12 protein-coding genes are annotated in these 14,305 nt (G+C 74.6%); 6 read left to right on the plus strand and 6 right to left on the minus strand.

Annotated elements, in window-relative coordinates; genetic code table 11:
* Positions 1-140 precede the first annotated feature (140 nt).
* The 3 genes from RM445_RS21280 to RM445_RS21290 all read left to right on the plus strand — a co-directional run bounded on the left by RM445_RS21280 (position 141) and on the right by RM445_RS21290 (position 3,663).
* Complete coding sequence (locus tag RM445_RS21280) at positions 141-2,303, plus strand: SpoIIE family protein phosphatase (RefSeq protein ID WP_311558571.1); 2,163 nt, start codon at positions 141-143, stop codon at positions 2,301-2,303.
* 135 nt (positions 2,304-2,438) lie between these two features.
* Positions 2,439-3,026, plus strand: coding sequence for a hypothetical protein (locus RM445_RS21285; RefSeq protein WP_311558572.1), 588 nt, complete (start codon positions 2,439-2,441; stop codon positions 3,024-3,026).
* Between the two features lie 136 nt (positions 3,027-3,162).
* On the plus strand, positions 3,163-3,663 hold the full coding sequence (locus tag RM445_RS21290) for a Dps family protein (RefSeq protein ID WP_397469380.1): 501 nt from the start codon (positions 3,163-3,165) through the stop codon (positions 3,661-3,663).
* Between the two features lie 81 nt (positions 3,664-3,744).
* Here the strand turns inward: RM445_RS21290 and RM445_RS21295 are convergent, their stop codons facing one another.
* From RM445_RS21295 to selA, 4 genes are all read right to left on the minus strand, one after another.
* On the minus strand, positions 3,745-4,038 hold the full coding sequence (locus tag RM445_RS21295) for a WhiB family transcriptional regulator (protein WP_311558573.1): 294 nt from the start codon (positions 4,036-4,038) through the stop codon (positions 3,745-3,747).
* 298 nt (positions 4,039-4,336) lie between these two features.
* A complete protein-coding gene (locus RM445_RS21300) occupies positions 4,337-4,750 on the minus strand; it encodes an anti-sigma factor antagonist (RefSeq protein ID WP_311558574.1) in 414 nt (137 codons plus the stop codon).
* A gap of 88 nt (positions 4,751-4,838) precedes the next feature.
* Complete coding sequence (selB, locus tag RM445_RS21305) at positions 4,839-6,686, minus strand: selenocysteine-specific translation elongation factor (RefSeq protein WP_311558575.1); 1,848 nt, start codon at positions 6,684-6,686, stop codon at positions 4,839-4,841.
* Entirely contained in the window at positions 6,674-7,990 is a 1,317-nt protein-coding gene (gene selA, locus RM445_RS21310; RefSeq protein ID WP_311558576.1) for an L-seryl-tRNA(Sec) selenium transferase, read from the minus strand. The genes selB and selA overlap by 13 nt, the downstream gene beginning before the upstream one ends.
* 85 nt (positions 7,991-8,075) lie before the next feature.
* Here selA and selD point away from each other — a divergent pair, with 85 nt between their 5' ends.
* A complete protein-coding gene (gene selD / locus RM445_RS21315; protein ID WP_311558670.1) occupies positions 8,076-9,122 on the plus strand; it encodes a selenide, water dikinase SelD in 1,047 nt (348 codons plus the stop codon).
* Positions 9,123-9,154: 32 nt separating this feature from the next.
* Here the strand turns inward: selD and RM445_RS21320 are convergent, their stop codons facing one another.
* Together RM445_RS21320 and RM445_RS21325 are read right to left on the minus strand one after the other, a co-directional pair.
* A complete protein-coding gene (locus RM445_RS21320; protein ID WP_311558577.1) occupies positions 9,155-10,555 on the minus strand; it encodes an amidase in 1,401 nt (466 codons plus the stop codon).
* A gap of 62 nt (positions 10,556-10,617) precedes the next feature.
* Positions 10,618-11,010 carry an STAS domain-containing protein gene (locus tag RM445_RS21325; RefSeq protein WP_311558578.1) on the minus strand — a complete coding sequence of 131 codons (393 nt, stop codon included), beginning with the start codon at positions 11,008-11,010 and terminating at the stop codon, positions 10,618-10,620.
* A 327-nt stretch (positions 11,011-11,337) separates the two neighbouring features.
* On the opposite strand from RM445_RS21325, the gene RM445_RS21330 reads away from it, so the two are divergent.
* Both RM445_RS21330 and speB read left to right on the plus strand, forming a co-directional pair.
* Positions 11,338-13,275: a primary-amine oxidase gene (locus tag RM445_RS21330; protein ID WP_311558579.1), complete on the plus strand. Its 1,938-nt coding sequence runs from the start codon at positions 11,338-11,340 to the stop codon at positions 13,273-13,275.
* Positions 13,275-14,291: an agmatinase gene (gene speB / locus RM445_RS21335; RefSeq protein ID WP_311558580.1), complete on the plus strand. Its 1,017-nt coding sequence runs from the start codon at positions 13,275-13,277 to the stop codon at positions 14,289-14,291. Before RM445_RS21330 ends, speB begins: the two co-directional genes overlap by 1 nt.
* Positions 14,292-14,305 lie beyond the last annotated feature (14 nt).

Genomic DNA, 14,305 nt, shown 5'->3' on the forward strand with positions numbered 1-14,305 from the left:
GCGGGCCCACCCGCTCCGCCGCGACGCACCCTACCGGCGCGCCGGTGCCGACGGCTGCGGGGGCAATGAACACGTGATAACGGAGGCCCGACCCGTGATCATGCGCGCGCAGGCGACAGGCCACACATTAGGCTGATCCGGTGCTGGGTCGACGGTCGGTCGGAGCATCCCCCATGGAGGCGCCGGGGATGCCGCAGGTGCTGCACGACGCGCCCGCCGCCGTGCTCGTCATCGACCTGGACCGGCAACAGGTGGTCTACGCCAACGCCGCTGCCATCGCGCTGACCGGCGAGCGGGTGGGGCTGCCGGTCGACGTCGACGTGTGGAGCGACGCCGCGGGCCTCACCGACCTCGGCGGCCGGCCGATGAGCAGGACGACGTCACCGTTGTCGCTCGTCGCGGGCGGCGTCCCCGTGGCGGGCGAGCCGGTGGCGGTGCACGACTCGGCCCGGCGCGGTTCGACGCTCAGCCAGGCAGACCGCCGGGCCGGTGAGGGACGGCTGCTGTGGGTCACCGGCTTCACCCTCTCGACCGGTACGGAGTACGACGGCCCGCAGTCGCGCGCGATGGTCGTGTTCCAGCAGCTCTCGGGCACCGAGCTCGCCGACCAGCGGCGGCTGGCCCTGCTGCGCGACCGCGCGGTGATCGCCACGGAGATGTCGTTCACCATCACCGATCCGCGGCTGCCCGACCATCCGCTGGTGTGGGTAAACCCGTCGTTCACCCGCCTCACCGGCTACCGGCTCGACGAGGTCGTCGGCCGCAACTGCCGGCTCCTGCAGGGCCCCAACACGGACCCGGCGGCGATCCGGCGGATCGGCGAGGCACTGCGCCGCGGCGAGCCGGTCACCGAGGTCCTGCTGAACTACCGGCGCGACGGCACCGCCTTTTGGAACCAGGTGTCGATCTCACCCGTGACCGACGGGACGGGCGCGGTGGTCAACTTCGTCGGCGTCCAGAACGACGTCACCGAGCGCGTGATGGTCGAGCAGGAGCGCCGCAGCGCGCTGGCCGAGGCGGAGGAGTCGCGCGCCCAGCTGCGACTGCTCGCCGAGGCGACCACGCAGATGACCGGGGCGCTCGACGTCGCCGACGCCTGCGCCCGGCTCGCGCGGATCGCGGTGCCCGCCCTGGCCGACCTGTGCGCGGTCGACCTGGTCGACCAACCCGGCCGGGTGCCCAGCCGCCGCGTCGCCATCGCCGCCCGGGACTCCGCGGACGAGGGGCTCCTGCGCGAGCTCGGCGCCGTGCGCACCTACGCCCCGGGCACAGGTAGCGACACCGGCCGGGTGCTCGACGGCGGCGCCCCGGTGCTGATCCCGGAGCTGCCCGAGCGCGGCGCGGAGCGCTATCCGGACGACCCCGCCGCCGCGGCGTTGTTCGCGCGGCTGCGGCTGCGGTCGGCGATGGTCGTGCCCGTACGGGCACGCGGGCGCGTGCTCGGCGCGCTGACGCTGCTCACCCAGCACCCCTACGGCCGCCGCTACGGCCCGCGCGACGTGCACCTGGCCGCGGATCTCGCCGGGCGGGCCGGGCTGGCCGTCGACAACGCCCGGCTGTACGAGACCGAGCACGCCGCCGCGGTGACCCTGCAGCGCACCCTGCTGCCGGCTGTCCCGGACGTCGCCGGCCTGCAGATCGCCGCCCGCTACCTGGTCGGCGTGGACGGCAACCAGGTCGGCGGCGACTGGTACGACGTGCTGCAGCTGCCCGACGGAGCGGTCGGCATCGCGGTCGGTGACGTCGTCGGGCACGACCTGCGTGCCGCGGCGGCGATGGGGCAGTTGCGCGGCGTCGTGCGCTCCTACGCCTGGGGCGGCGACCAGCCCGGCTCCGTGCTCGACCGCTGCGACCAGCTCGTGCAGGGGCTCGAGATGGCGGCGATGGCGACTGCGGTCTACGCGCGGCTCGAACCGCCGGATCCCGACGGGACCCGGACGCTGCACTACGCGAACGCGGGGCACCCCACGCCGCTGCTGCTCACGCCCCGAGGCGAGCTTGTGCGGCTCGACGGGCACCACTCGCCGATGATCGGTGTCGTGCCCATCGCGGACGGTGCTCCGGGTCGCGGGGCCGCGAGCGTCCGGTGCCCGCCGGGCTCGTTGCTGCTGCTCTACACCGACGGGCTGACCGACGTCGCGGGCCACGACGCTGACGTCCGCACCGAACTCCTGGAGCGCACGGTCGCGGCGGTGCCTCCGGGCTCCGACGCCGGGACCGTCGTCGACGACGTCCTCGCCGCCTGCCTCCCGGAACCGTTACGGGACGACGTCGCGCTGCTCGCCGTCCGGCTGAACCCCTGACGCGGGCGGATCCCGCGGACCGCTCACGGATCACTTCCGCCCGTTCGGCGTACTGGTGAGGTATAGGGCCACTTCCACTGCGCGGAATGCGCTTGGCTGTGCCGACCCGCGGAGTCAGGCGTCAAGGGGGACGAGATGGTCGCGGTTTCGGAGACCGGCCTCGTCCTGCCCGTGGACATCCCGAGACCCACCGACGGCGAGTCCGCCGACGAGGGGCGGCGCGTCGTCGCCATCGCCGTCAGCCCGATGGAGCTGCTGCGGCCCGGCTCGGATCTCCTGAACGTGGTCCGCGACGCCGGCTACGTCGATCTGCTGTTGGTGTGCGAGGACGAGCCCGTCTCCGACCCCAGCCCGGTGTGCGTGCTGGGTGGCGGCTCCCTGACCACGTCCGCCGACGACGACCTCGACGACTCCGACGACGACATGGACGACGTCGACGACGTGCGTGCCGCCGTCGCGCAGCTCGGGATCGACGAGCTGCACGTGCACCGGCTCGGCCTGCGCCTGCCACTGGGGGGAGCGGTGGACGGCGACCTCGTCGCGGCGCTGAGCGAGCTTGTCGGGTTCGATCCGGAGCCGGGCGTCCAGTGCCTGGCCCCCGTGCCGCTGCCGAGCGACCCGGCCCGGGCGGCGGTCGAGCGGGCCGTCTGGCAGATCGCGCAGGTCTACAGCCTGCCGGTGCAGCGCTACCGGTGCCTGGAGCTGTCGGTCGTCGACGACTGAGCCGACCCGCCCTGCCCGACGAGACCGGCCTCACGCGTCGGGCGGGGGACGCAGGGGTACCCGACTCTTGACAGGGCGGCAGCGGAATCTGCAGTCCCGCTGCCGCAAGGTCGGTATCGAAGGAGAGTTACCCCTGATGGCTCGTCCCATCCCCAGCCCGCTCGAGGACCACGCCCGCGACATCACCGGCACGGCCCTGCAGGCCACCCTGGTCGACCTGGTCGACCTGTCGCTGGTGGCCAAGCAGGCCCACTGGAACCTCGTCGGGCGTCAGTTCCACGATGTGCACCTGCACCTCGACGAGCTCGTCGAGACCGCACGGAAGTACTCCGACCAGGTCGCCGAGCGCGCCGCCGCGATCGGTGTGTCGCCGGACGGCCGCGCCGCCACGATCACGGCCGACTCCCGTGTACCGGACATCGAGTCCGGCTGGCTCAAGGACCGCGACGTGATCCGCACGGCCTACGAGGCGCTCGACGCGACCGTGAAGGGCCTGCGGCCGCGCATCGAGGAGGTCGAGAAGGCCGACCTCGTGACGCAGGACCTGTTCATCGAGATCACCGGTGTTCTCGAGGAGCAGCGGTGGATGTGGCAGGCGCAGAACGTCGGCTACGACACGGACCAGCCGGCAGGCTGACCGGATCGCCGGACGCGACAAAGGGCCGGTCCCCGCACGGGGGACCGGCCCTTGTGTGTCGTGTGGTGGACCGCGCGGCGGTCAGCTGACGGCGGACAGCCCCCGCCGCTCGAGGATGATGCGCCGCTCGGCCTCGGCGAGGCCACCCCAGACGCCGAAGGGCTCGCGGGTCTGCAGCGCGAACTCCCGGCACATGTCCATCACCGGGCAGCGGTGGCAGACCTCCTTCGCTCGGGCGGTGCGCCGCGACCGCGACGGGTTGCGCTCGCCGTCCGGGTGGAAGAACACCCCGCTGTCCATCCCGCGGCAGGCCCCGAGGCGCTGCCACTGCCATGCGTGATCCATCGGTCCGGGGAGCCGGGAAACGTCGCTCATGTCGCGATCCACCTCGCTGATGTCCGTGAGCCCGAGTCGTTCCGGGCGATCGCGGTCGACTTCCCACCTCCGCAGGAGGACAAACTCCCCCTCCGCCTGCCGGATGTGCCGGGGCACCACCCGACTGCCGCATGGTGGCCACTCGCCGTGGAGGAACGAGCCGGCAGTCGGTCTCGTCGGGTGACGGCGCGGCAAGATTCGGCAGGTTGCGGGGGTGATCGTCCACATCGGGCACTGGACGGCAGAAAACGGTTGCACCAGCGCAATATCCGACGTGTGTGACCTACATCACGGTGTCTCAGGTGGCGGCGAGCGCCTCGTCGAGCGTGGGGTGGATGTCGAAGAGCGGCACGAGGCCGGCGATCGTGAGCGGGCGCAGCACCCGGCGGGCCGTGCAGGCCAACCGGAGCTCGACGCCTGCGGCGTGCGCCGCCTCCCGCACCTCGATGAGCACCGCCAGGCCGCTGGTGCCGAGGAACGTCACGCCGTCCATGCCGAGCACCACCAGCTCGACGTTCGACGACGGCTCGAACTGCTCGAGCACGGCGGCCCGCAGCTGTGGGGACGTGAGCATGTCGACCTCGCCGCCGACCTCGATCACAATCTGGCTCGGCGTGGGCCGGTGCGAGGACAGCGTGATCTGGTCGTCGGCATCGCCGCTCCGCCGGGAAGCAGGCGGATCGGCAGGCGAGTTCGGGCGCGTGTCGGACATCACGGGTCACCGTAGAGCGCCCACGCTGCGGCTGCCACCGGGGGGTCACCTCGGTCCGCCTGTCGCACTGGGTGATCGCCGAACGGAGCTACCGAACGCGCCGATCGGCGGTCACCGGGGCCGGCCGGACGAGGCGGTGGCCGCCGTCGGCCGTGCGCTCCGTGCGGCCGCTGCGGGCCAGCAGCTCCAGCAGCGGGACGGCGACCCGGCGCGTCGTGCCCAGGGCTTGCCGGGCGGCGCTGAGGCTGAACTCGGGACCGAGCGTGCCGAGCACCGCGACGGCACGGTCGTCCGCGCCCGGCAGCAGGACCACGCCGTCGGCGACGCGCAGCAGCTCGCCGCTGCGAACGAGCGAGGCGAGCTGCCGGGGGCCCAGGCCCAGAGCGGCCAGCCGGGCGGCCTCGGGTGCGTCGAACGGGCGCTGCTGCAGGTCCGCGCGCAGCTCCTCCAGAGCAGCGCGCACGGCGGCAGGCAGTCCGGCGCCGGTGAGTGCGGCCACCCGGCCGTCGCGCAGCGTGAGCGCCTCGGTGGATCGCCCGTCGCCGCCGTGCCTCAGCACCACCTCGACCAGCCGCGCATCCGGCAGGTCGAGCGCCCTCCGCGCCGCCTCCAGCGGCAGCCCCGGGTCGAGCGGGTCCGCGGCGTCGTGCGCGGCCACCGCGGCCGCCAGACGCCCTCCCAGGACCGTCGCCAGCCCGGGATCGAGCAGGTGGCCGCCCGCACCCGGAGCCCGCAGCGCGTCGACCTGCTCCGCAGGCACGCCCATCGCCACGAGGTCGGCGCGCCGCACCACGCCGCGGCGACGCAGTTCGCCGGCGGCGTCCGGGCCGTGCACGTCGGCCAACTCGGCCGCCCGCCGGGTCGCAGCACCCCGCCGGCGCAGCAGCCGGGGCGCGACGTCGAGCACCGTGAGGCCCGCCGTCACCCGGCGCCGGCCCGGGTCGCGCAGCACGGCCCGGTCACCAATTCGCAGCGGCACCGGATGCCGCAGCCGCAGCCGGACGACGTCGTCGCCCAGCGGCCGCACGCGGGCGGCCACCGCCGCCGACCCCACGTGCAGTGTCAGCTGCTCGGGCAGCTCGGCGAGGTCCGGCGCCGCCCCGCGGACGCCCGACAGCCGCGCGTCCAGCTCCGCGGTCGGCAGCCAGGCGCCGGGGGTGAGCAGGACGTCGCCCCGCACCACCGCCTCGCGTGGGACGCCCCGCAGGTTCAGCGCGACGCGGGCCACCCCGCTGACCCGCTCGTGCGGCTGCCCGAGGCTCTGCAGCGCGCGCACCGTCACCCGGCGCGGCGGGTGGTCGGCGCCGTGCACCTCGAGCTCGTCGTCCACCCGCAGCCGGCCCGCGGGCAACGTCCCGGTGACCACCGTTCCGGCGCCGCGGATCGTGAACGCGCGGTCCACCCACAGCCGCACGTCGGCACGGGGGTCGGGAACGGGCAGCGCGGCGGCGAGATCGTCGAGGGCGACCCGCAGGTCGTCCATCCCGGCGCCGGTGGCGGCCGAGACGCAGACGGCGGGGATGTCGGCGAGCGGCGTCCCCGCGAGGTGGGCGCGGGCCTCGTCGCGGGCCAGGTCGGGTTCGAGGAGGTCGCCGCGGGTCACGACGAGCAGCCCGTGGCGGACACCGAGCGCGGCCAGCGCGTCGGCGTGCTCGGCCGACTGGGGCATCCAGCCCTCGTCCGCGGCGACGACGAGCAGCACCGCAGGCACCGGGCCGACGCCCGCGAGCATCGTCGTGACGAACCGCTCGTGCCCCGGGACGTCGACGAACGCGACCTCGGCGCCCGAGGGCAACGTCGTCCAGGCGAACCCGAGGTCGATCGTCATGCCCCGGCGGCGCTCCTCGGCCCACCGGTCGGGCTCCATCCCCGTCAGGGCCCGGACCAGGGTCGACTTGCCGTGGTCGACGTGCCCCGCGGTCGCTACGACCTGCATGTGAGCACGGCTGCGGCCAGCGTGTCGTCGGCCTCGGCCGGCAGCGCCCGCAGGTCGAGCAGGCAGCGCCCGCGTTCGAGACGGCCCAGCACCGCGGGCTCGCCCGCCCGCAGCGCCGCCGCGAAGGACTCGGGCAGCGCGACGGCGGCGCTCGGCAACGCGACGCCGGGCGCACCGCCCCCGCCGACCGTGGCGTCGGTCTCGACCGCCTCCGCGGGGACGCCGCTGCGGCGCAGGAGTTCCGCCAGCCGCGACGCCCGGGCGTGCAGCGCCGCAGGAGCGACGTCGAGGCCCTCTCGTACCGGCGTGGCCGGACCGCGCAGAGTGGCCTCCATCGCCGCGAGGGTCAGCTTGTCGACCCGCAGTGCGCGGGCGAGCGGGTGCCGGCGCAGGCGCCCGACCAGCTCCGCACCGTCGCCGGGCGCCCCGAGGAGCAGCCCCGCCTGAGGGCCGCCGAGGAGCTTGTCGCCCGAGGCCGTGACGAGGGTGGCGCCGTGGGTCAGCGCGGTGGTCGCGTCCGGCTCGTCGGGCAGCAGGGGATGGGGTGCGAGCAGCCCGGACCCGATGTCGACCACGAGCGGCACGCCGAGCCCGCCCAGCTCCCGCACCTCGACGGACCGGGTGAAGCCGGTGACGACGAAGTTCGAGGGGTGCACCTTGAGCACGAACGCGGTGTCCGGGCCGACGGCGTCGGCGTAGTCGGCGGGCGTGACTCGGTTCGTGGTGCCGACCTCGCGCAGCCGGGCGCCGGTGGCCGTGAGCAGGTCCGGGATGCGGAACCCGTCGCCGATCTCGACCAGCTCGCCGCGGGCGATGACGATCTCCCGCCCGCCGCAGGCCAGCGCGGTGGCGACGAGGGCGAGTGCGGCGGCGCCGTTGTTGACCAGGTGCGCGGCACCGGCGGAGGGAACGGCGGCGAGCAGCGCGTCGACCGCACCCCGGCCGCGGGGGCCGCGGCCTCCGGTGGCCAGGTCCAGTTCGACGTCGCAGGTGCCGGCGGCGACGTCGAGCGCCCGTCGCGCGGCGGGGGAGAGCGGTGCGCGGCCGAGGTTGGTGTGCAGCAGGACGCCGGTGGCGTTGAGCACCGGGCGCAGGGTGGCGGCGATGTCCGGCAGCGCGTCGAGCACGGCGTCGACGACGGCCTCGGGGGCGATCTCCCCGCTCCGGACCCGGTCCTGCGCCGCGCCGACCGCCTCCTTCACCAGGGGACGGCCCAGTTGCGCGACGGCGATCGCGATCTGGGGCTCGGCCAGCACGGCGTCGGTGCGGGGCACCCGACGCCGCGGGTCGGACGCGAGGGTCACGGAACGAGGGTACGGCCGCGTCCGGCGGTGAGCGCCCTGGCCGTCCGCCGGTCCGACGTAGGCTCGGCCGGTGACCGCTGCCGCTGTGTCGGATCCTTCTCGGGAAACCCGCCGCCTCACCGAGTTCAGTCACGGCGCCGGATGCGCCTGCAAGCTCGCCCCCGGTCTGCTCGCGGACGTCCTGACCACCCTCGCCCCGCCGAACGCCCCGGAGCTCCTCGTCGGCACCGAGACCGGCGACGACGCCGCGGTCTGGCGGCTCGACGCCGACCGTGCGCTGGTGGCCAGCACCGACTTCTTCACCCCGCTCGTCGACGACGCGCGCACCTGGGGCCGCATCGCGGCGCAGAACGCGGCGTCCGACATCTACGCGATGGGCGGGCGGCCGTTGTTCGCGCTGAACCTCGTCGCCTGGCCCTCGTCGGAGCTGCCGACCTCCCTGCTCGCCGAGGTGCTCGCCGGCGGGTCGGAGATCGCGGCCGAGGGCGGGTTCGCCGTGGTCGGCGGGCACAGCGTGGACGATCCGGAGCCCAAGTACGGGCTCGCGGTCGTCGGCGAGGTCCACCCGGACCGGGTGCTGACCAACAGGGGACTGCGCGAGGGCGACGCTCTGGTGCTCACCAAGCCGCTGGGGATCGGGATCACCACCACGGCGATCAAGGCGGGCGTCGCTCCCGACGAGCTGGTCGAGCGCGCGGTGGCGTCGATGACGGCGAGCAACGCGGCGGCGGCGCGGGCCGCGGTCGCCGCAGGGGCGACCGGGTGCACGGACGTGACCGGCTTCGGGTTGCTCGGGCACCTGATGAAGATGGCCGCGGCGTCGGGCGTCGACGCGGTGGTGGACGTCGCGGCCGTGCCGGTGCTGCCCGGGGTCCGGGAGCTGGCCGAGTCGGGGATCCTGCCGGGCGGCAGCCGCCGCAACCGCGACTGGGTGGCGCCGAACGTCGATGCCGGCGGGTTCGGTGAGCTCGACGTGCTGCTGCTCGCCGACGCCCAGACCTCGGGCGGCCTGCTCTTCGGCGCCGACCCGGAGCGGGCGCGGGCGGCGGTGGCGGAGCTGGCCGCAGCCGGGGTGTCCGCGGCGGTGATCGGCGAGGTGCGGGCCGGGACGGGGCGGATCACGCTGCGCTGATCGCACTGCGCTGATCCCTGGGCAGGCAGCGGTCAGGCGCCGGGCCGGCCGAGCCGGGCGTCCGGCACCTGGCGGCCCTCGATCCGCGCGGCCGTCGTCAGCAGCGCGAGCTCGTCGCCCGGCCGTCCGACCAGCTGCACCGCGACGGCATGGCCCGACACGAGCACCGGGACCACCACGGCCGGCAGCCCTGCGAGGTTCCAGGCCTGGGTGTACGGCACGCGAGCCGCGGAGGTCAGCATCGTCGACAGGTAGCCGCGGTGGCGCATGGCTCCCGCCCTGACCGGCGGGCCGGCCACCGCCGGGGTGAGCAGCACGTCGTGACGGCCCGCGTCGAACCACGCAAGGACCCGCTCGCGCCACGCCGCCGCCGTCGCGGGGCGCGGGCCGCCGAGGCGCAGCACCCCCCGGCCGTGGCGCACGACCGTCGCGGTGCGCGGCTCCACGAGGCCCAGGTCGAGGTCGAGGTCGGCGGCTTCCCGCGCGACACCGGCCTGCCAGCGCACCGACCAGTGCGACGCCACGGATCCGGAGTACGGCGGGTCCGCGGCCGCCAGCACCGCTCCACCCTCACGCAGCAGCACGGCCGCGCCGACGGTCGCCAGCCGGTTCTCCGCCCCCAGCTCGGCGAGCGGCGACGGGCTGCGCAGCGAGACGGCCACCTGGGTGAGCGCCCCGCCCGTCTCGACGGCGTCCCGGGCCGCCACGGCGTCCCGGCCCGCCAGCACCGCGAACATCACCGCCGCGTCGACGGCCGTGCGGGCGAGCGGGCCGGCGGCGCTGAGCCCGAACCAGTGCTCGTCCGCGCCGCCGGGCAGCGGCAGCTCGCCGGATCCGGGCTTGAGACCGACCAGGCCGCAGTAGGCCGCCGGGACGCGGATCGAGCCGCCGCCGTCCGTCCCCAGTGCGAGGGCCGCCATGCCCGCGGCGACCGCGGCGGCACTGCCGCCGCTGGAACCTCCGGGGTCCCGGGCGGGGTTGCGGGGATTGCGCGTGACCCCCAGCGCCGACTGCGTGAAACCCCACAGCGCCAGCTCGGGCATGCGGGTCTTGCCGACGACCACCGCCCCGGCCCGCCGGAGCCGCTTGACCAGCTCGTCGTCGCGGCGCGCCGGCGCGGTCGAGGTGGCCGCGGAGCCGTGGCGCGTGGGATGCCCGGCGACGCGCACGTTGTCCTTCACCGCGATCGGGACGCCCGCGAGCGGCAGGGCGAACCGGTCCGGGCGTCCGTCCACCGCGGCGGCCTCGGCGAGCATCCGCTCCGCGTCGACGGCCTGGAAGGCTCCGAGCTCCGGATCGCGGGCACCGATCCGCGCCAGGTGCGCACGGGCGACCTCGACGGCGGTCGTGGTTCCGCCGCGCACCCGTGCGGCGATCTCGCCCGCGGTGCACCTCAGGACGTCGGAGTGATCGACCAGGGCACCGGTGGACACGGGCCTCAGCGTGCCATCGTCACCGGCCGCAACCGGGGCGACCCGCCGATCACCTGATAGGGCTAGGCCGAGGACGCGAGTGCCTGCGGCACTCCGTCGGCGACGTCGAAGAGCGTCAGCAGGCCGGTGGCCTCGAGCGCGCGCGTGACGATCCGCGACCCGCACACCAGCCGCAGGGTGTGGCCGCGGGCGTCCGCGGCGTCCTTGGCCGCCACGAGCACTGCCAGCCCGGCCGAGCCGAGGAACGTGACGTCCGACAGGTCGAGCACCAGCAACGAGACGGCCGGGATGTGCTCGTCCAACTGGGCGCGCAACACGGGTGCGGTCAACGTGTCGATCTCGCCGACGACGTGCACGACGGTGGCGTCGTCGCCATGCCTCACGACATCGAAACGGACGACCTCACCGACCTCGCCGTCCTGGTCGGTCGGATCGGCAGGTGCCTCGCTGTTCATGCGCACCGGGCTCCTCGACGGTCCTGCGGATTCGTGATCAACGGCCTGGGGTGACCGCGGCGTTCACCCTACGACCGGTGTCCGGGCCGGGCAACAACGCCCCCCTCGCCGAGTTTTGCGCTGGTGAAGGGGGTGATGCCGCGGTCCGGCCGGGCATCCGGCCGCAGCAGCCGACCGGCGGGAGAAGCGCGGCGGAGCCACAAGAGGCCGATCGCGACCACCGAGCGGAGGTCGCGCCGACGGGTGCGGCGACGGCGTCGGGCTGTTGCCCGCCGTCCCGTCGATCATCAAGACTGCGGGCGCCCGATCCGAGCAGGAGGCGCCCCCGTGACCGGTCCCCATCCGCTGGACCCGCTGACCGCCGACGAGATCCGCCAGGTCGCCGCGCTCCTGCAGCGCGAGCGTGGCGTCGCCCGCCCGCAGTGGCGGATCGCCGCCATCGAGCTGCGCGAGCCGGCAAAGGAGGTGGTGCGCGGGCACGAGCCCGGTGATCCGGTCGAGCGCCGGGCGCGGGCGATCGTGTGGGACACCTCCGACGGGCTCGCGTACGTCGCGGAACTGTCCCTCGGGAATTCGAGAGGGTCCGACGACACACTGCTCGCATGGGAAGCCCAGCCGGACCGCCAGCCCAACGCGACGGTCGACGAGTGGCACGAGTGCGACGAGGCCATGCGTCGGCATCCCGACGTGATCGCGGCCCTGGCCGAGCGCGGGATCGACGACCCGTCGCTGACCCTGGTCGACGTCTGGACCTACGGCGCCAGCCTGATCCCCGAGCCCTTCGCGGGCCGCCGGATCGGCTGGTGCGACGTGTGGCTGCGCGCGGCCCCGGGCGCGAACCCGTACGCACACCCGGTGGCCGGGCTCAAGTTCGTCGTCGACATGAACACGATGGAGCTGCTCGAGATCCAGGACGGCCCGGACCTCGGGTTCCCGCCGGTGATGGGCGAGTACGACCCCGCCCACATCCCGGACTACGCCCCCCGCACCACCCGTCGGCCCCTGGAGGTCGTGCAGCCCGAAGGCGTGTCGTTCACCCTCGACGGCCATGCGCTCGCCTGGGAGAACTGGCGCATGCGGCTGGGCTTCACCTACCGCGAGGGCCTGGTCCTGCACGAGGTGGGCTGGGACGACGGGTCCACCGTTCGCCCGATCGCGCACCGGTTGTCCTTCGCGGAGATGGTGGTGCCCTACCGCGACCCGAGCCCCGAGCACGCGAACCGGACGGCGTTCGACGTCGGCGAGTGGGGCCTGGGCTTCATGACCACGTCGCTGGAGCTGGGCTGCGACTGCCTCGGCGAGATCACCTACGTCGACGCCGTGCTGCACGACTCCGCCGGGGAGCCGCAGGTGATCCGCAACGCGATCTGCCTGCACGAGGAGGACGACGGCGTCGCATGGAAGCACGTCGACGGGCTCGTCGGGGCCCAGGTCCGCCGCCGCCGACGGATGGTGGTGAGCAGCCACGTCACCGTCGCGAACTACGAGTACCTCGTCTACTGGCGGTTCTACGAAGATGGCACGATCGAATGCGAGGTGCGCGCCACCGGGATCATGGTCACCACGCCGTTCCGCGAGGGCGAGGCCCCGCCGTACGGGACGGTCGTCGATGCCCGCACCTACGCGCCGATCCACCAGCACTTCATCGTCGCCCGCCTCGACATGGACGTCGACGGCGAGGCGAACACCGTGGTGGCGACCGAGACGGTGCAGCCGCCGATCGGCCCGGACAACCCCTACGGCCTCGCGCTCACCCAGGCCTCGGACCCGCTGACCACCGAGGGAGGGTTCGACCCGAACTGGGCCACCCAGCGCGCGTGGAAGATCACGAGCAGCACCCGGCGCAACGCCCACGGCACGCCCACGGCCTACAAGCTGGCGCCGTCCGGGGCGTTCCCGGCGATGCTCGACCCCTCGTCGCCCGTGTTCGAGCGGGCCCAGGTCATCGGGCACACGCTGTGGGTCACGCCCTTCCACCCGGAGGAGCGCTGGCCCTGCGGGGAGTTCGTCAACCAGTCGGCGTACGACGAGGGCCTCGCGGTGTGGACGCAGGCGCAGCGGTCGATCGAGGACACCGACGTCGTGCTCTGGTACGTCTTCGGCATCCACCACGTGCCGCGGGTGGAGGACTGGCCGGTGATGCCGGTCGACGTCGTGTCGTTCCGCCTCACCCCGGCCGGGTTCTTCGACCGCAACCCCGCGCTGGACGTCGCTCCGCAGGCGGGGCACGGGTCGGGGCACGAGGGGAAGGGGCACTGCTCCTGATGGCCCGCTACGGCCCTCAGTTCGGCCCGGACATCACGTTCCTCGGTGTGCCCCGCTGCACGTGGGACGAGCCGGAGACGTACGCCGGCGCGGACGTCGTGATCCTCGGCGCGCCCTTCGACGGCGGCACCTCGCACCGGCCGGGCACCCGGTTCGGGCCGCAGCACATCCGCCAGACCTGCTACCTGCCCCACGACGGGTCGCGCCCGTCGCTCGCGCTGCGCGTCGACGGGTTGTCGGGTGACCTGACCGTCTACGACGCGGGCGACGTCGAGATGTTCTCCGGCGACGCCGAGCGCTCGGTGCGCGACCTGCAGCGCGCCGTCCACACCGTCACGGCGGCAGGCGCGGTGCCGCTGGTGCTGGGCGGCGACCACACGGTCGCCTGGCCGGACGCCGCCGGGGTCGCCCAGCATCTGGGGCAGGGCCGCGTCTCCATGATCCACTTCGACGCGCACGCCGACACGGGCGACGTCGAGTTCGGGTCGCTGGTCGGGCACGGCCAGCCGATGCGGCGGCTGATCGAGTCGGGAGCGCTGCGCGGCGACCGGTTCCTGCAGATCGGGCTGCGCGGCTACTGGCCGGGGCCCGAGACGCTTGCCTGGATGGCCGCGCAGAGGATGCGCAGCTATGAGATGACCGAGATCGTCGCCCGCGGTCTCGACGAGTGCCTGACCGAGGCGTTCGTGACGGCGACGGACGACTGCGACGGCGTCTTCCTGTCGGTCGACATCGACGTCTGCGACCCGGGCCACGCCCCGGGCACCGGCACGCCCGAACCGGGCGGGCTCACCGCGCGCCAGCTCCTCGACGCCGTGCGCCGGATCGCCTACGACCTGCCGGTCGTCGGCGTGGACGTCGTCGAGGTCTCGCCGCCCTACGACCACGCCGACATCACCTCGGCCCTGGCGAACCGCGTGGTGCTCGAGGTGCTGTCGGGGATGGCCCGGCGCCGCCGCGACGCGGCGGACGGAACCACCTGGGACCCGCTGCAGCCGCTGCTCAACGGTCGCTGAGCGCCCTGGCGGTC

This window comes from Pseudonocardia charpentierae (assembly GCF_031845345.1).
In the GTDB taxonomy this organism is placed as follows: domain Bacteria; phylum Actinomycetota; class Actinomycetes; order Mycobacteriales; family Pseudonocardiaceae; genus Pseudonocardia; species Pseudonocardia charpentierae.